The 17,146-nt window shown below is 40.3% G+C and carries 14 protein-coding genes; 5 read left to right on the top strand and 9 right to left on the bottom strand.

The features are described 5' to 3' along the window. Window positions 1–140 precede the first annotated feature (140 nt). The 5 genes from C9J51_RS02275 (at window position 141) to C9J51_RS02255 (ending at window position 6,299) form a co-directional block, all read left to right on the top strand. The gene (locus tag C9J51_RS02275; protein WP_045040842.1) at window positions 141–1,805 is read left to right on the top strand and encodes an ABC transporter substrate-binding protein; all 1,665 of its coding nucleotides are present in this window, start codon (window positions 141–143) and stop codon (window positions 1,803–1,805) included. A 145-nt stretch (window positions 1,806–1,950) separates the two neighbouring features. Then, window positions 1,951–2,937, top strand: a complete 987-nt coding sequence (locus tag C9J51_RS02270) for an ABC transporter permease (RefSeq protein WP_045038518.1) — start codon at window positions 1,951–1,953, stop codon at window positions 2,935–2,937. Between the two features lies 1 nt (window position 2,938). After that, complete coding sequence (locus tag C9J51_RS02265; RefSeq protein ID WP_107274839.1) at window positions 2,939–3,961, top strand: ABC transporter permease; 1,023 nt, start codon at window positions 2,939–2,941, stop codon at window positions 3,959–3,961. Further along, window positions 3,961–5,358 (top strand): M17 family metallopeptidase, encoded by a 1,398-nt coding sequence (locus C9J51_RS02260; RefSeq protein ID WP_045040841.1) that lies wholly within the window; start codon window positions 3,961–3,963, stop codon window positions 5,356–5,358. The genes C9J51_RS02265 and C9J51_RS02260 overlap by 1 nt, the downstream gene beginning before the upstream one ends. Window positions 5,359–5,372: 14 nt before the next feature. Continuing rightward, entirely contained in the window at window positions 5,373–6,299 is a 927-nt protein-coding gene (locus tag C9J51_RS02255) for a N(4)-(beta-N-acetylglucosaminyl)-L-asparaginase (RefSeq protein WP_045040840.1), read from the top strand. A 98-nt stretch (window positions 6,300–6,397) separates the two neighbouring features. On the opposite strand, the gene C9J51_RS02250 is transcribed toward C9J51_RS02255, so the two are convergent. The 9 genes from C9J51_RS02250 to tssI all read right to left on the bottom strand — a co-directional run bounded on the left by C9J51_RS02250 (window position 6,398) and on the right by tssI (window position 17,037). Further along, a complete protein-coding gene (locus tag C9J51_RS02250; RefSeq protein ID WP_045038514.1) occupies window positions 6,398–6,676 on the bottom strand; it encodes a hypothetical protein in 279 nt (92 codons plus the stop codon). A 341-nt stretch (window positions 6,677–7,017) separates the two neighbouring features. After that, window positions 7,018–7,722, bottom strand: a complete 705-nt coding sequence (locus tag C9J51_RS02245; protein ID WP_107274838.1) for a hypothetical protein — start codon at window positions 7,720–7,722, stop codon at window positions 7,018–7,020. A 383-nt stretch (window positions 7,723–8,105) separates the two neighbouring features. Further along, a complete protein-coding gene (locus C9J51_RS02240; RefSeq protein ID WP_107274837.1) occupies window positions 8,106–8,615 on the bottom strand; it encodes a hypothetical protein in 510 nt (169 codons plus the stop codon). Between the two features lie 371 nt (window positions 8,616–8,986). Then, entirely contained in the window at window positions 8,987–9,688 is a 702-nt protein-coding gene (locus C9J51_RS02235) for a hypothetical protein (protein WP_107274836.1), read from the bottom strand. Further along, window positions 9,672–10,214: a hypothetical protein gene (locus C9J51_RS02230; protein WP_181314812.1), complete on the bottom strand. Its 543-nt coding sequence runs from the start codon at window positions 10,212–10,214 to the stop codon at window positions 9,672–9,674. Before C9J51_RS02230 ends, C9J51_RS02235 begins: the two co-directional genes overlap by 17 nt. A gap of 164 nt (window positions 10,215–10,378) precedes the next feature. Further along, window positions 10,379–11,083 carry a hypothetical protein gene (locus C9J51_RS02225; protein WP_107274835.1) on the bottom strand — a complete coding sequence of 235 codons (705 nt, stop codon included), beginning with the start codon at window positions 11,081–11,083 and terminating at the stop codon, window positions 10,379–10,381. Continuing rightward, window positions 11,083–14,172: a toxin VasX gene (locus C9J51_RS02220; protein ID WP_045040963.1), complete on the bottom strand. Its 3,090-nt coding sequence runs from the start codon at window positions 14,170–14,172 to the stop codon at window positions 11,083–11,085. The genes C9J51_RS02225 and C9J51_RS02220 overlap by 1 nt, the downstream gene beginning before the upstream one ends. Next, a complete protein-coding gene (locus tag C9J51_RS02215; RefSeq protein ID WP_107274834.1) occupies window positions 14,162–15,013 on the bottom strand; it encodes a DUF4123 domain-containing protein in 852 nt (283 codons plus the stop codon). Before C9J51_RS02215 ends, C9J51_RS02220 begins: the two co-directional genes overlap by 11 nt. Further along, entirely contained in the window at window positions 15,010–17,037 is a 2,028-nt protein-coding gene (gene tssI / locus C9J51_RS02210; RefSeq protein WP_107274833.1) for a type VI secretion system Vgr family protein, read from the bottom strand. Before tssI ends, C9J51_RS02215 begins: the two co-directional genes overlap by 4 nt. Window positions 17,038–17,146: the final 109 nt, after the last annotated feature.

Below are 17,146 nucleotides of genomic sequence, written 5' to 3'. Positions count from 1 at the left end.
CTAAATAATATAAATAGAGCAAACAGATACGCATATTTTTATATGTGTATCTTGTTACGACTGTTATTTATTAATAAACACTGTCTATTTTCATCATGTTTATACGGAATTTATCTCTACATTTATAATAAGGAATTTTCATGATCATAAATAAAGCACACTCTTTAGCATTAATCACATTAGCAACATTGTGCGCTCCAACCACGTTTGCAGCAGAAAAAAATCAATTAACGATTGTGGCTGATTTTTATCCCACTATGATCCGTAACTTTAATCCTTATCTAGCAACCAATTTACGTACCACAACCGATTTTATTTATGAGCCTTTAGTTGTTTTTAACCAAATGCATGGCAATAAACCCGTGATGCGGCTAGCGAAAAACTACTATATGTCTGACGATCTGAAGCAAGTGACGTTTGAAATTCGCGACGGCGTAAAATGGTCAGATGGCACGCCATTTACCGCTGATGATGTGGTGTATTCATTCCAACTTATTCATGATAAACCAGAGCTTGATCCGAAAAGCATGGATCGCTGGATAAAAAGCATCCACCAGCAAGATAACAAGGTTATTTTTGAATTAACTGAAGCCAATTCTAATCTGCCGTTTGAAATTGCTTCGATTCCTATTGTGCCAAAACACATTTGGAAAGATATTGAAAAACCTGAATTATTTACTAATGAAAACCCAGTAGGCTCTGGCCCATTTACTAAAATCGATACCTTTACACCACAGCTTTATGTGCAATGTCGTAACCCTAATTATTGGGATAACGACAACCTTGAAGTCGATTGCTTACGCGTACCGCAAATTGCCAATAACGATCAACTGTTAAACAAAATCATTAAATCAGAATTGGATTGGACTAGCGCCTTTATTCCTGATGTTGATGCCCTGTATGTAGCTCGTAATCCTAATCATAAATACTGGTATCCGGCGGCAAGTACCCAATCTTTTATGATGAATTTCAAAACACCGCACCCAGGTAACAATGAAGCAATTAATAACCTTGATTTCCGTCGCGCGTTATCAATGGCAATTGATCGTCAAAAAATCATTGATGTCGCTTTTTACGGTAACGGCATCGTTAATGACTACGCATCAGGCTTAGGTAAAGGCTTAGAATTCTGGGCTGATAAAGATATTTACAACCAATACAAGGGCTTTAACACTTACAACATTGATAACGCCAAAGCATTGTTAGCAAAAGCGGGCTTTAAAGATATTGATGGTGACGGTTATGTAGAAACTCCAACCGGTAAAAAAATAGAAATTGCGATTCAATCACCAACAGGTTGGACTGATTTCAATAACACCGTTCAACTTGGGGTTGAGCAGTTACAAATAGCCGGTATTGATGTCAAAGCCAAAACCTCTGACTTTGCGGTGTATAACCAAGCCATGACCAATGGTACTTATGATATGGCTTACACCAATTACTTTAATGGTGCCGACCCTTACCGTTACTGGAACAGCGCCTATCATTCTCGTTATCAAGAAGGCACGAGCATGCCACGTTTTGCTATGCACTTCTTTAAAAACGCCGATTTAGACCAATTGCTGGATAATTTCTACAAAACCGCGAATCAGGATGAGCAAATGGTTATCGCCCATAAGATTCAAAAAATTATTGCCGAAAACCAAATCACTATTCCAGTCATGTCTGGCGTTGATGTTTATCAATTTAATGAAAGTCGTTATACCGGTTGGTGGAGCACAGAAAATCCTAAAGGCCGTCCTTTAGCATGGGCGGGAGTACCTGAGCGTTTATTACACGTATTAGATTTAAAACCCAAAGCGTAATAATAACCATACCGTTATCTTTTGATGGCGGTATTTATTTCGCTGTGATGCCAGCCTGAATATATAACACCACTGTTATTTACTTAACGGGCGTTTTTAATATTCAGGCTAATTAAATCGAATATCTTTATTAGGAATAAATACGATGGGCTTTTTCTTTCGTCGATTATCATTTTATTTTGTCGCGTTATTATTTGCAGCCACATTAAACTTTATATTGCCTCGCGCCATGCCTGGTGATCCAGTTACGATGATGTTTGCTAATGCCACCTCTCATGTTAGCCCTGAACGTATTGAAGCCATGAAAAAGCTGCTTGGCTTTGTTGATGGTCCTTTATATGAGCAATACTTTTCTTATCTTGCCAATATATTTACCGGACAATGGGGAACCTCCATTAAGTTTTATCCATTATCGGTTAATGATCTGCTTGGTAGTGCCATTGGCTGGTCATTATTTCTAACCGGAACCGCGGTTGTTTTATCGTTTTGTATTGGCTCGGTAATGGGTATTTTTGCCGCGTGGCGTCGAGGTAGTTATTACGACACCTTTATTTCACCAAGTACGCTGGTGGTGCAATCTATCCCGTCAGTGGTTATTGCGATGCTGGTGATGTTCACCTTTGCCATTGGCTTAGAATGGTTCCCGATTGGCAATGCTTACACCTCTGGCACTACGCCTGATTGGTCAAGTTGGGCGTTTTATAAAGATGTGATGTATCACGCTGCCCTGCCGTTGTTATGCGCCACCGTCAGTCAAATTGGTGGCTTTTTAATTAGCATGCGTAACAACATGATCAACCTATTAAACGAAGACTTTATCACTATGGCAAAAGCCAAAGGATTAAGTGAACATCGCGTTATTTTTAACTATGCCGCTCGTAATGCCATGCTGCCAAGCGTGACCGCATTATCAATGGCCTTAGGTACTGCAATCAGTGGTCAGTTAATTGTTGAAATGATCTTTAACTACCCCGGTCTTGGGACGGTGTTATTAAACGCTATTCACGCCCGTGACTACCAAGTATTACAAGGGCAACTATTATTAATGACCTTGTTTATGTTGTTCTTTAACTTTATGGCTGATCTGTTAATTGTTTTCTTAGATCCCCGCCTACGTACTGGAGATCGATAACATGAAAGGCATTATTCAATTATTAATTCGTAACCCTAAATCATTAACTGGACTCTGTATTTTAATCATGTTTGTGTTGGCGGCTATTTTTGCGCCAATGATCACTAACCATGCACCAGATAGAGGTACGGGAAACCCTCATGAATACCCTGCTTTTGTAGTAAAAGCGGCGCAAAATAACCCTGATGGCTGGATCGCAACCAACTTAGCCACCAATAAACGTACCTTGTTAATGTCAAAAAAAGCTGATCATATTTTAGGGACTACCCGCATGGGGCGTGATGTGTGGTCACAATTAATTTATGGCGCACGTACTTCACTGGCCGTTGGTTTAGGCGCAGGTATTTTAGTGTGTTTTTTGGCAACCTTAATCGGTGTTTCAGCTGGATATTTTGGCGGTAAAGTTGATGAAATTTTAACGGCCGCCATGAATATCATGTTGGTGATTCCACAGTTACCGCTGCTATTTATTATTGCTGCATTTATTGGTCAGGCTGGGCCATTTACGATAGCGATTGTGATCGCCATTACTTCATGGGCATGGGGCGCGCGGGTGGTGCGATCTCAAACTTTATCCTTACGCGAAAAAGAGTTTATTCGTGCCGCAGAAGTGTTAGGTGAATCACCATGGCGCATTATTGCCGTTGAAATTCTGCCGAACTTAATGTCCATTGTTGGTGCTAGTTTTATTGGTTGTGTATTGCTCGCGATCATGACCGAAGCCAGCTTATCGTTCCTTGGTCTTGGTGATCCAAATGCCATCAGTTGGGGGGTGATGTTATATAACGTCCAAACTTCATCGTCGATGCTGATTGGCGCATGGTGGGAAATACTTGCACCGTGTATGGCGCTGATTTTTATCGCTATCGGTTTATCGTTATTAAACTTTGCCGTCGATGAAATTGCCAACCCTCAGTTACGTTCTCACAAAGGCATGCGTCGTTGGCAACAGCGCAGTGATGCTACCCTTATCGATACTCAAACCGAAATGCCTCACCCTATCGCTGATGGTGGAATCAAATAATGAATAGTAACCCATTAACTTTAACTTTTAGTCGTGAGCATCAATGCGATCAATTAACGCGAACGCTTCATCTAACCTTGGGTGAACATTCAACATTAACCGTTAACCAAGATGTGAGTGATTTTAATGCTGAGATCAGTAAGCGCGTTATTGCTGTTGCTGATATTCAAGATGTTGGCTATTTAATCGCGACTACATTTACGCAAGCCACCACGCTTCAATTGTGCATAGATGCCGATATTGCCGCTCGTTTTGAACGTCAACAATGGCTGAAATGGCTCTCTTTTGGTTTAGCGTTATCAAATTATCATTATCGCCACAGTAACAGCCCATTATTAACCCCAACACTGGCAGATTTCACCTTATTGAATGCTGATGCTAGTGATAACACAGCCTTTGAAAATGGTAAAATTCTTGCTCACAGCCAATTGATTGCACGCGAGTTAACCAATAAACCGGGAAATATTCTGTATCCACAATCCTTTGTCGAAGCTGTAGCAGCATTAGCGATTAACAATATTGAGTTATCTTATCTCAATGATGCAATGATGCTTAAACAAGGCTTTGGCGGCTTAATGAGTATCGCCCAAGGCAGTGATCGCGAAGCACGCTTGTTATGCCTCGACTATCATCCTCAAGATCCCAAGTTTACCGTCGCTTTAGTCGGTAAAGGCGTCACCTTTGATTCCGGTGGTATCAGCATTAAACAACCGCGGTATATGAGTACCATGAAAGTCGATATGGGCGGTGCAGCGGCGGTTGTTGGTGCACTTAATGCCATTGCACAACTGCAATTACCGATTCGAGTGATTGGCTTATGTGGCTTGGTTGAAAACATGCCGTCAGGTAAAGCCATTAAACCCGGTGATGTGGTAACGATGCTCAATAAAACCAATGTTGAAATCATCACCACCGATGCCGAAGGGCGAATGGTGCTAGCGGATGTATTGCACTATGCTCAGCAGCACTACCAACCTGATTATTTAGTCGATATTGCAACCTTAACAGGCGGTACTGGCATTGCGCTTGGTAAAGCCTATGCGTCATTAATGGGTAATGATAATAACTTGATTGCGAGTGCTCAAACAGCGGGTCAAGCATGCTCTGAACCGTTATGGCCAATGCCTACCGGAGGTATGTTTACCACCGCACTTGAAAGTGACTTTGCTGATCTGCGCCACGGTAGCGAAGAGCCTGACGGTAGCCCGTGTGTTGCGGCTACCTTTTTAGAACACTTTATTCAACCTGATCAAAAATGGATCCATATTGATTCAGCCGCAATGTCACTCGGTATGAATCACCGTAAAATTTACCCTAAAGCCACAACGGGCTACGGCACTTTATTATTAACCGAGCTTTGCCTACAATTGATCTTGCAAGATCGGTTGCACCAATAACAAGGACGTTGAACATGATCTTATTAGCAAACTCAGAAGCCTACCCAGGCATTGAAGCATCAGCACGTCGCCTGCAAGCAGGTGAAGAAGGCTTACGGGCTTTAGTTGAAGGCATTAAGCTGGTGGAATTAGATCCGCGTGTGCGTACCGTGGGGTATGGCGGCTGGCCTAACGTATTAGGCGAAATGGAATTAGATGCATCGGTAATGGATGGCGACAGTTTACGCACTGGCGCTGTTGGTGCGTTAAAAGGTTACATCCATCCAATAGAAGTCGCCTATAAGGTGATGACCGATCTCAACCATGAAATTTTAGTTGGTGAAGGTGCGGCTATTTTTGCCAATGAAATTAATGCTGTTGCGGGTGATAACCTCATCGAAGATTCAAAGCAAGTATGGTGGGAAAAGCTAAAGCAAGCCATGACGCCTGAGCAACAAGCAGCATTTCCTAATGTGCCTCTTGCGCCATTATCAAATAATGCCACCGATCCTGAACGTGTACGTGACACTACCGTCTTTTTAAGCAGTGATATTAATAACAAAATTACCGCCGCCACATCAACCTCAGGTTGGGCATGGAAATACCCCGGTCGATTAGGTGATAGCCCAATTATTGGTGCTGGCTCTTATGCCGACAGTCGTTACGGGGCTTGTGCGTGTACTCACACAGGGGAAATGAGTATTCGTTGTGCAACTGCGCATGCGGTAGTGCTGTATATGAAAATGGGCATGAAACTTGATGATGCCGTCTATGAAGCTATTCAAGATCTCGATTATTTAAAAGATGGCTATACTGAAGGCGTCACTATTCATGCAATTGATTGCCACGGTAATCACAAAGTGGTGAGCTTAAATTGTCCGGGCAATATTACTTACTGGTTGTGGCAAACAGGCATGGATAAGCCAGAAGAGCGCCAAGCTGAAGTGATCATGACTAAGTAATTATTCTCATCGAAAAGAGAATACAGTGACACTAAGATCAACAACACCCGGCTAAGATCATACTTACAGGGTGTTGTTATATAGCAACGGTCATTTCATTATTTACATTTATTAAGTACAAATCCCCACAGCTTTTGCCATATCATATCGAGTTGATTATAAGGTACATAATCATAACGAAAGGCTTTACTATCATCTTCTGCAATACTTTTTACATACTGCTTATTATCGGTAGTGACAATTTTCGTAAAACCGCGCGTATAAGGCGACACTTCACGTTCAAGAAAACGTAAAGCTTGGCGAGGATCCGTCGTCACTTTTATAATATCAGGATGATGAGATAAGCCATGAGTGATCTTTAACTTAAACCTTGTCATTGTTGCCGTCCTTGAAACGATTGAGATACTCAACAACCGTGAAAATGGAAATATAAAAAAGAAATTCAAATAAAATATACTCGCTCTTGTTTCTTTTAAATATCAGCAATATGTTTCAATTTGTATGAAAGATAAGAAGTTGTAACAAAGGCTATCATCAAATAATAAACAACGAAGTATTATTAAAAATGAGGCAATCATAGCGGGTTTAATCTGGCAACTGACTAATCCTGAATTCAAATGGAAACACTTTTCCCTTAAGATCATTCTCCATATCTGTGCCAATAAAACAAACCCCGCCCCCAATAAAGGGCGCGGGTTTTGTTATTCTTAAAGGTAAGTTAACGCACTATTTCCAGAATAATAGGCCGAGCTTGGAATTTAGCATCTTTATATATATCCATAAACTCTTCTTCAAAGGTGTCGTTATATTGCTTGATGACTTCAATAATTGGCACAAGTTTCTCTTGAGGAATGATTAATTTACAGCCAGCCATAGAGTTATGCGAACATAAAGTATAATCTTCTTCTCTAAAATTTAGTAATTTAGCGTAGCCGTCAAACAAGCACTGATTCTTATATGGTACAGAACGAAAGTTTGTCATCGTAAATGACATCAATGCTGCGCCGCCAGCCCCCACAAATGCTATCGGTCCAATGAATATTGCCGCAAACACACAAATAGCGCAGCCAACCCATGCCGAGCGCCTTACAATGGTGTAAGCAATCTCAGGAATTATCTGCTCACTTGTTGAGTACATCCCGTACTTATTTATCGCGTAATAGTGGCGTTTATCGGCACTTACTAAATAGCGATACCAAAGGCTCATAATTACAGCCATAAAAGTAAACATTCCTGCAACAATTAAACCAGTATTATCTTGTAAGAAAAACAGCGTAATCCAACCAATAAGGTTTAAACCCAAAAAAAAACCATATGCTACTTTAGTGCGATTACTATCAGAATTAACAATCAATTCCCATTCGTAGATAGGAGGGATGGCATAGAGACGTTCAATTTGCTGTGCTTTATCAAGTGTTTCCATTCTGATTATCTCGGTGCAGGCGCACTATCCTAAGTAAGAATACACGCAAAATAAGCTGGGCAATAATTGGCTTGGATTTATAACTTGATGGTTTTTCGATAATGATTTGAAAGGCTTTAGTCCTCGTAGGGAATGAGCGATTAGCGAACCTGTAAAAGTGCGTAATCGCCCATATAAAAAGAGTTTAAATATCTTAGTTTGGGGGGACTATTAAAATTCTCTTGTAGATTTGACTACTACATAATTATTTATGATAACTTGCTTAGATAGTGCATTAAAAAAAGAATATCTGTCTTCATTCAAATAAACAGTATTACTAAGATATAAATCATCACAATCAGTAAAAATCCAGATGACATTATCCTTTTTACAATATTTTATATTTAATTCATCCAAGAAAAAAAATTCGTGATTTTCAATCTTTGGTTTATAATTAACAAACCCAAAAGAACAAAACCACCTGCACCAACTAAAGCTAGTGGCCCCATAATTGCTATTGCAAATACACTTAATAAAACGCCACCCCAAGCAATATACCTAACGGCTGTATAAACAAAATCAGGAATGTCCTTTTTAGAAGTATAACGAATACCAACAGATGTTAATTGATAATGATTTTTTTCTTTTGGAATAAATAAGAAACGATACATAAAATAAGCCATAAAAAACATTAAAACCCAGAATAGAAACAAATCAATAGAATATTCATCAGTAATAAAAGCTATACCTAATGGCATAATTAAAGAAACAATAAGAGCAAATATGAACACACCAAATTCAGTCACTCCCCATTCAATAGCATCCCATTCATAAACAACAGGCGCACTCCATATATCCTCTTTTAATTTCTTAATTTCTTCGTCATTAAAACGTGTTAAATTCTCAAGGCTCATATTTAGCCCCCTAATAATGATGTTGATAATGGCATGTAGGTGTATTTTTCCGATACAAAAGCAGCTGTTTTATTTTTTTTATCAATGATACTTGTTGATTAACTATGACCTTATTTGTATATATATCCTTTTCAGAATCAACAAAATATACTCGCACCTCATCTTCTTTAGAAGATAACGTGATTTGTAATGAATAATACAACCGATTATCGTCTTTTATCCAACCCCCTCTATTTAAATCATCACCTGACCACCCCCCATTTCAATATAGGCGTACTATCCTAAGTTAGAATACACGCAAAATAAGCAGGGCAATAAAACAAACCCCGCCCCCAATAAAGGGCGCGGGTTTTGTTATTCTTAAAGGTAAGTTAACGCACTATTTCCAGAATAACAGGGAAAGCTTGAAATTTAGGATCATCTTCAAAATCATCGATATACTCTTTTTCAAAAGTTTCATTAAATTGTAATAACGTATTTTCAATGGCAGCGATTTTCTCTTCAGGGATAATACAAGCAAAAAATTTTTCTTTCGTATTAATAAAAGATTTACAACTTTTGTAATATTCAAAATTCACATAACCATCAAACAAACACTGACTTTTATGTGGTATAGAACGAAAGTTTGTCATCGTAAATGACATCAATGCTGCGCCGCCAGCCCCCACAAATGCCATCGGTCCAATGAATATTGCCGCAAACACACAAATAGCGCAGCCAACCCATGCCGAGCGTCTTACAATGGTGTAAGCAATCTCAGGAATTATCTGCTCACTTGTTGAGTACATCCCGTACTGATTTATCGCATAATAGTGGCGCTTGTCTGCATGTATTAAAAATCGGCCCCAAGGAGCTCCACAGCTACCTAAAAAAATTAACATTCCTGCGGCGATTAAACCTGTATTACCTTGAAACCAAAAAAATGATACAACTGCTAAAATTATACAAATGCCAAAACTTGCGTATGCTATTTTTGTACGACCATGATCAGGATTAACTATTAACTCCCATTCATAGACAGGAGGAGTTGCATAGAGGCGTTCAAACTGTTGCTCTTTACCGAGTGTTTTCATTGGTTTCTCCTGTTGTTGGAAGTTTGATACCGGCTACGCCGTTAGGAGCAATAATTACGTCTTTGGTTTTGTCTAAATCAAACGTTCCCGTTTTGTTTAAACGCCCTGCGTAACTTTGGCAATTATGTGTCCATGCTCTGTCATAATTTATAGCAGTAACAACAGTATCACCTTCATCATGGGTCACAGGAACTGCAATATAAGAGACACCGTTTGCCGTTTTCTTGCGTTTAGCTTGAGTGACATCAATCATCACTTTCCGCGGTTTATTCATTTCTTCTTGGATGACGTGAGGAGGCGCATAACTCAAATTTATATTTTTAGACTTTTTCTGTACAACGATTTTTAAATCGTAATGTTGCTTCTCATCATCGAAGAGATAAGAGGGCAAATATATATCGACACTGTTTTTAGTCAATTCGATCTTGGGCTTCCAGATGATATTTTCGAGCCCCATTAACTCTTGTTCTGGTGTTTGTATTTTTGGTGATTTACCCCAAGTTGAACCTTTTAACCACTTTTGCATTTCATCGCGATGAAAATAATTATACAGAAGGGTATTGGTGGCTGATGAAATCCATGACCTTCTCGAAATGCTTACATCGTCACTTTCTTTCTCTATCGAGCGACAGAACCCAATAAAAACCGCTCATAAATAACAAGCGGTTATTGATCTTTGTATGAACTCTTTTAACGCACTATCTCCAGAATAACAGGGAAAGCTTGAAATTTAGAATCTTTATATAAATCAACGAACTCTTCTTCAAAGGTGTCGTTATATTGCTTGATAACTCCAATAATTGACATTAATTTACTTTCTGGAATCATTAAATCAAATCCATAATGGTAATACTCAGTATATAATGAGTATTCATTTTCACGATAGTTTCTTAATTTGGCGTAACCATCAAACAAACACTGACTTTTATGGGGTACAGAACGAAAGTTTGTCATCGTAAATGACATCAATGCTGCGCCGCCAGCCCCCACAAATGCTATCGGTCCAATGAATATTGCCGCAAACACACAAATAGCGCAGCCAACCCATGCCGAGCGCCTTACAATGGTGTAAGCAATCTCAGGAATTATCTGCTCACTTGTTGAGTACATCCCGTATTGATTTATCACGTAATAGTGGCGTTTGTCAGCATTAATCAAATAGCGATACCAAGGGCACATAAAAGAACCAACAAAGATTAATGACACTGCAACCATTACCCCAGAGCTATCAGGAGAAAAAAATAAAGTAGCCCCTCCTATAAGTACTAAAACTAAAAAAAGACCATATGTCACTTTAGTTCGCCCATGATCAGGGTTGATTATCAGTTCCCACTCATAAACAGGAGTTGTGGCATAGAGGCGTTCAAGCTGCTGTTCTTTATCGAGTGTTTCCATTACTTTAATCCTGCTATAGACAGTTTAATACCGACGGCGCCGTTAGAGTTGCTTATTACGTCTTTGGTTTTTTCTAAATCAAACATTCCTGGTTTACTTATATGCCCTACGTAACTTTGGCAATTATGTGTCCATGCTCTGTCGTAGTTTATAGCAATAACAACAGTATCTCCCTGAACATATTTAACAGGAACAGAAATATACGTAACATTCGTTGCTGTTTTCATTCTTTTTGCTTGAGTAACATCAACCATCACTTTCGATGGTTTTTTCATTTCTATTGCAATGTCAGCATAAGCAGTACTCTTCTTTTTATTTACCACCACTTGTAAATCTAAATGTTGCTTTTCATCATCGAAGAGATAAGAGGGCAAATATATATCGACACTGTCCTTAGTCAATTCGATCTTAGGCTTCCAGATGATATTTTCTAGCCCCATTAACTCTTGTTCTGGTGTTTGTGTTTTAGGTGACTTACCCCAAGTTGAACCTTTTAACCACTTTTGCATTTCATCGCGATGAAAATAATTATACAAACCCGAGAAGATTAGGTAGGCGATACCCGCATAAAATAAGGCACTGACCATCCAAGCAGCCACAATTTCGCTTAGTGCCGCACTACGAGCAAAATTTATTAATTGAGCTCCGGATACAACACCTTGAGCTGATAACGCTAAAAACTTACCAACTAATAATGTTTTCTCAAAAGCATCATCTGACTGGCTCCATTGTCGACCTGTTAAGTACATCTCTGTACTGGCCGCAAACAAACCAAAGATAGCGGTTACTTTCGCCGCGGCCGCAAAGCGTTTTATCACCACTTGTTGTTCAATGTAGCTAGAGTCAATGAGTGCTTTTTGAACGGACTTGTTAATAAATTCGTTTGGTATCACTTGCGCATCACGCCCCACTCCCGCAAATGCAGAGAGAGTCCACGATATCGTTGATGCCAATTCGACATACACATCCGTTTGCTCTTGGGTAGAACTCGCATTATTGAGTTTAGAGACCACTTGCTTAGACACAACCGATAAATTCCAAAGGTTGCAAATTGCTGCAAATCCACCAATAACAGTGCCTGCACCGTTAATACTTTCCATTGATTGGCCAATACGAGAACGAAGCCCTACAATTGACGCAGTCAGTTTCTCACGCACCGCAGTATTCATGGCCTCTGTTTCAAACGTGATCAATAGTGGCATTTCTTGTGCGATATGATTTGCGATTTGTTGTTTTGTCTTCGCCAGTGCATTACGCATTGCGGTTGTATTCTGGGAATGTAACTGACCAGATTGACGCTCTGCTTGTTGAAGAAAGGGGGTTAACGTCTTATTAAACTTCGCCAATTGCGTACTATAATCTGAAGAAATTTGAATTTTATTCTCTTTGCTCACTAAACTTCGAGCGACAATAAGCTGTAGTCCAGAATCCACCCCATTTTTACTTGAAAAATGGTATGGAAACAGACTATCCATCAGTCCTTCCCAAGCTGAACGGCTTGCCTTTGAAAATGCGCTTATTGCAGCAACGAGTGTTGCCTTTATCGCATCATCGGTGTCAGGAATACGTCCATCAACAAGCAATCCGTAGCTTTCACCAACACGAGAGGCCATATTGGTAATATCACTTGAACTTGAAAATGATACCGCATCATTCGATATTTGCGTATGGATCACAGATTGAAATTCAGGGCTGTAATAATAAGGCGCCAGTGCCAGTAGTGACTGTTTTTGGGCGGCTTTCCAATCCTTTGATACAGCAGTCATTAAAGGAAATAATTGTGAGAACAATTGATTAAGGAAGCTTTGTCCCTGTTCACTTTCAATATCAATACCGACGCGTAATGCATCTTCTCCCAATGATATTAATGCATTGTCGAGATCTTCAATTAACGGTGCTGCTTCACCTTTTAGTTTATCTAGGTCGTTATACTTATTGGTGAGGAACTTAGACATTAGCTCCCAGTTGATTTCACCAATATTTTTTTCTCGACTTTTGAAGTGTTCAATATCTTTATCTGTTGGAGTGTAACCATAAGTATTTTCGAGTGTATTTCGTGTAGCGCTACGTACCGTCTCAGAAGATAAGGCATCAGCAGCATAAGCTTCACTCCCATATTGCATTTGACTCAGTGGGAATTGATAGCGTAAGTACTCATTTAAAGCTGCCTCAAACTTTAATGTCTCTAATGGATTATCTTTTAGTTTACTTCTCAATGCCATTGGCGCAGTTTTGGGATCATAAGGTACACGTGCAATAGAACGGGTAAACTCTGACATCAGCAGTTTGTGTTTATCTTTATCACTACCAAAGATGAGTTCTTTCTGCGCATGGAATGTGCCTAATTTCAACGCAATGTCGGTAATATCAGCCAATGGATCTTCTAGCGCAATGAATAAACCCTCATCAACATTAGCATTTGGAAGGGCTGCTTGATAAGTCGGGGCTGCAATCGCTGTTTTAGTTCGACTAAACTCACCCTCTGACGTAGACGTGTCTGCCTCTAATGGTGTCGAGGTGATTGAAAAACCATTAATGATATCTTGACTAACAGAGCCAATATCAGCCACTGAAGACTCAAGATTTTTCGCCATTCCAGCATGAGGCCCATTCATTCTCCGTTTAAATGCCGAGATGTTTAACGGCCGCATCCATTTATTACGGTATTCATCCTCATTACTGAATAGCGTAACAATACGTGGAGTCCAAGCTTGATGCGCGTAGCTAAGCCAAATTGTATCATCGGAATCATAGGTTAAACATGATGCACAAGTACCGCCTTCATGTTGAGCCTTAAAAATTTCACCTTCAATTTTATAAGTATGAAGTACTTTCAGTTTTTTACTAAACACATACAGCCAACCGTCACGAAGCTGACGAAGCATATAGTGTTGATGAAGTTTAAAGGTCGGCTTCCAATGAGTTCCGTCAGGTAATGAATAAGAAGGTTTTTCTCCCATTGAACCATCAATAGCATACCGAACCGGAATAATACCGACGTCTTTAGCTTGTAGCGGACAAGCTCCCGCAGGTGAACTAGGGCTAGCTGACCCACCAATTTCTGCGGCATTATAAGCATCACTTGACATGAGAAACCTCCTTATGGGCGAGTTCATCAGCTTTTGCTACTCGCATTGACGGAGTTTGCGCTGATGGCGTTTCTAATAATTGCTTGATGTGAGGGTAGCGATCAGTCTTCAACACATTCTCTCCGAGTAATGCGAGAATATTAAAAAAATGAAGGACATCAGTATCTGTTTCAAACTGCATGTCATGGGCATTTTGCACCCATTCCGTTATCCAAAGTAAAGGATAATTGTGTTGTTGAAGCGCCTCAGGAAAGTAAGTACTCAAATGTTGATGTACTTTTTCGACGGTATTACGGCGAGTGATATCACCTAATTGTTTCCACTGTTGATCTGATAAAGGGTAGATCTCACGTTTCTTTTTAAGGGCTATTTTCTCGTCATGACAAAGAGAAATCCATCCCTCACGGGTTGGCAACCAAACTTTGGATATAGCAGCCCAGAGATAACATTCTTGATCGTTTAAGATCACATTCATCACCTCTGGTTGGCCGACTTTTAAAAAAACCTTAGAGCCATATGGCGAAAGAACTTCAAAGAAGTCCGATAGTATGGTGGCAAGCTGGTCGATATTGGCATCACTACTAATGATATATCCCACATTTGCCTGATTATATTGAGTAAACCAAGACATCGCGGTTGGTGTTAGCTTAATGATGAATGGTGATACTTCTCTTAGTGGTAAAAAGCGTAACGGGCAAATAGCTTGAGGTTGCAAATCTTGTTGCAGTAATAACAACTCAAGTTTTTCAATTTGGCTACCATCAAGAATAAGAAAACACGCTTCATGACTAAGAATGTCAAAGTCGGGGATCGGCTTAGGGAGTTGAAGGCTAAAACTCATTGTGCATTCTCCATACACACTTCACAAACGGGTACTTTTCCTTTCATGGCCTCAAGTTGCTGCGGCCAATTTATGAGTGTTATTGCAGCTAATGCCACGGCAGCTTCAACCGCGCCGGGTAATAACGGTGAAACACCCGCATAGCCTGAACCACTGCCCGCACTCCCTCCTGAGTTTAAATTCACTGCCGCCCCGACCAATGACACACCCGACGCGTCTATTTTGATAAAGCTACCGCCTGCTTTTAATGTAATTTCAGCACCAGCTTCAATCACAACTTTATTACCTGCTTTAATATGAATCTCATTACCCGCATCATTCAATATCGCTTTACCCTGTTTAAGATGTAATGTGCCGTCGATCATCAATGTTTGATCGCCTTTAACATGGTGGCGACTTTCACCATCAACTGTTACATGATCATTCATTTTGATATGGCTAAAACGCTCATTTTCTACATCAAGGTGTAAATCATGTTTAATGTTATCGGTACGGTCGTTTTCAACTAAGACATTGACATCTTTTTGAGCTCGAACGTAGATTTCTTCTTTGCCTGCTTGGTCTTCAAAACGCAGTTCGTTATAACCATCACCTTGGTGGGTTTCAGTGCGTAAAACAGTGCGGGTCTTATGGGCAGGTAATTCATAAGGGGGCTGATTAGTGGCGTGATAAGTACGGCCTGTGATGATCGGTTGATCAGGATCGCCTTCTAAAAAACTGACAATCACTTCATGACCTACACGAGGCAGGGCAACCATACCATATTGGCTACCCGCCCAACCTTGTGAAACGCGAACCCAACAGCTGGCGTTATCATTACTGTTACTGTAACGATCCCAAGGAAATTGAAGTTTGACTCGCCCAAATGCATCACAATAAATTTCTTCACCCTCAGGCCCAACAACCATCGCGATTTGTGGGCCATCAACGGTGGGTTTGGCATTAAACGGCGGACGCCAAGGACGATGAGTGGCAATGACAACAAACTCATTATTATAGGTTGTTGCGCCTTCGCCGCCGGCTTCTTCCAATGCTTGGGGCTGAGTGCCAACATGGGTGACAGCGATGATTAACCAGTCACGATTACAGGTGTCATCATCATGCTCTTGTAGCGTAAATTTCACGCCGGGAAGAATAGTGGGCACATTACTTTTGGCATTCGCGGTTTGGGCATCGCGTCGAAGTGATTCAATTCGAAACTGCACAAAAGGTTTGCCACTTGCATCGTCTTTATAGCGGCCTGGGTAATCATAGTGCTCATACGTGGCTTGTTGATAAGCCGCTTCTTTAGCTGCTGAGGTTTGCAAGAAACTATAAGCCGGTTTTTTAAAGCTGTAATCTTTTAGCTGGGCTGATGATGAACAAATTTGAGTATTACGCGCAAAGGTTCGAATAAACGGTATGTTACTGCTACCACCATTGCGGCTGTTGTACACCAGAGGCTCAGCGAGGCTGACAGCATGTTGAGTATCATCACTAAAAATAAGGGTGTTTTTCTTATTGTCGTGATTGAAGTAATAAAAAATCCCTTCTTCTGCGGCAATTCTATCGATAAAGGCTAAATCACTTTCACGGTATTGCACGCAATATTCACGCTGTACTAATTGACGGCTGATTGCAAAACTATAATCATTAATCTCCATTTCTTGCAGCAAGATAGAGATAATCTCAGGCACCGTTTGTGTTTGAAAGATACGGCTATTTTGACGCAAGGCTAACCGTGCCAAGGGCGGGACAAATTCAACTTTATAGATTGTATGGCTGTGACCCGTATCGCCCTGAGTAAATTGACGCACAATACCATGCCATTGCTGCTGTAATTCACCGTGCTGCCAAACCGTCAGTTTTGCATTGCGATCAATAGTTTCAAGTGGCGTTAAACTTGAGTTGCGGCTGGCTAAATCGATTGTAAAAGAAAAAGGCAAAGATAAGGTATCGTTACCTTTAAATTCAGTCACAGCAAATGTTGACGCGTCAAGCCCTTCAACGGTAAAGGTAAATTGTAATCCTGTTTGTTGTGCCATGATATTGCCTCAATTAAGCCTGTGCTAAAGCGATCAAAAAATGCCTTAGCAAAGACATAAACGCTAAAAGCCCGCACCGGATAACAATGCGGGCAATAGTTATGTGATA

This window comes from Photobacterium iliopiscarium, assembly GCF_003026395.1.
Taxonomy (GTDB): Bacteria; Pseudomonadota; Gammaproteobacteria; order Enterobacterales; family Vibrionaceae; genus Photobacterium; species Photobacterium iliopiscarium.
Note: the sequence above shows the minus strand (reverse complement) of the source record. Positions and strands in the feature narration are given on the sequence as shown.

Coding starts and splice junctions, on each gene's coding strand:
- C9J51_RS02240 (WP_107274837.1), bottom strand. CDS start 8,615: ATGAGCCTTGAGAATTTAACACGTTTTAATGACGAAGAAATTAAGAAA.
- C9J51_RS02235 (WP_107274836.1), bottom strand. CDS start 9,688: ATGAAAACACTCGGTAAAGAGCAACAGTTTGAACGCCTCTATGCAACT.
- C9J51_RS02215 (WP_107274834.1), bottom strand. CDS start 15,013: ATGAGTTTTAGCCTTCAACTCCCTAAGCCGATCCCCGACTTTGACATT.
- C9J51_RS02270 (WP_045038518.1), top strand. CDS start 1,951: ATGGGCTTTTTCTTTCGTCGATTATCATTTTATTTTGTCGCGTTATTA.
- C9J51_RS02230 (WP_181314812.1), bottom strand. CDS start 10,214: ATGCAAAAGTGGTTAAAAGGTTCAACTTGGGGTAAATCACCAAAAATA.
- C9J51_RS02255 (WP_045040840.1), top strand. CDS start 5,373: ATGATCTTATTAGCAAACTCAGAAGCCTACCCAGGCATTGAAGCATCA.
- C9J51_RS02275 (WP_045040842.1), top strand. CDS start 141: ATGATCATAAATAAAGCACACTCTTTAGCATTAATCACATTAGCAACA.
- C9J51_RS02250 (WP_045038514.1), bottom strand. CDS start 6,676: ATGACAAGGTTTAAGTTAAAGATCACTCATGGCTTATCTCATCATCCT.
- C9J51_RS02245 (WP_107274838.1), bottom strand. CDS start 7,722: ATGGAAACACTTGATAAAGCACAGCAAATTGAACGTCTCTATGCCATC.
- C9J51_RS02220 (WP_045040963.1), bottom strand. CDS start 14,172: ATGTCAAGTGATGCTTATAATGCCGCAGAAATTGGTGGGTCAGCTAGC.
- C9J51_RS02265 (WP_107274839.1), top strand. CDS start 2,939: ATGAAAGGCATTATTCAATTATTAATTCGTAACCCTAAATCATTAACT.
- C9J51_RS02225 (WP_107274835.1), bottom strand. CDS start 11,083: ATGGAAACACTCGATAAAGAACAGCAGCTTGAACGCCTCTATGCCACA.
- C9J51_RS02260 (WP_045040841.1), top strand. CDS start 3,961: ATGAATAGTAACCCATTAACTTTAACTTTTAGTCGTGAGCATCAATGC.
- tssI (WP_107274833.1), bottom strand. CDS start 17,037: ATGGCACAACAAACAGGATTACAATTTACCTTTACCGTTGAAGGGCTT.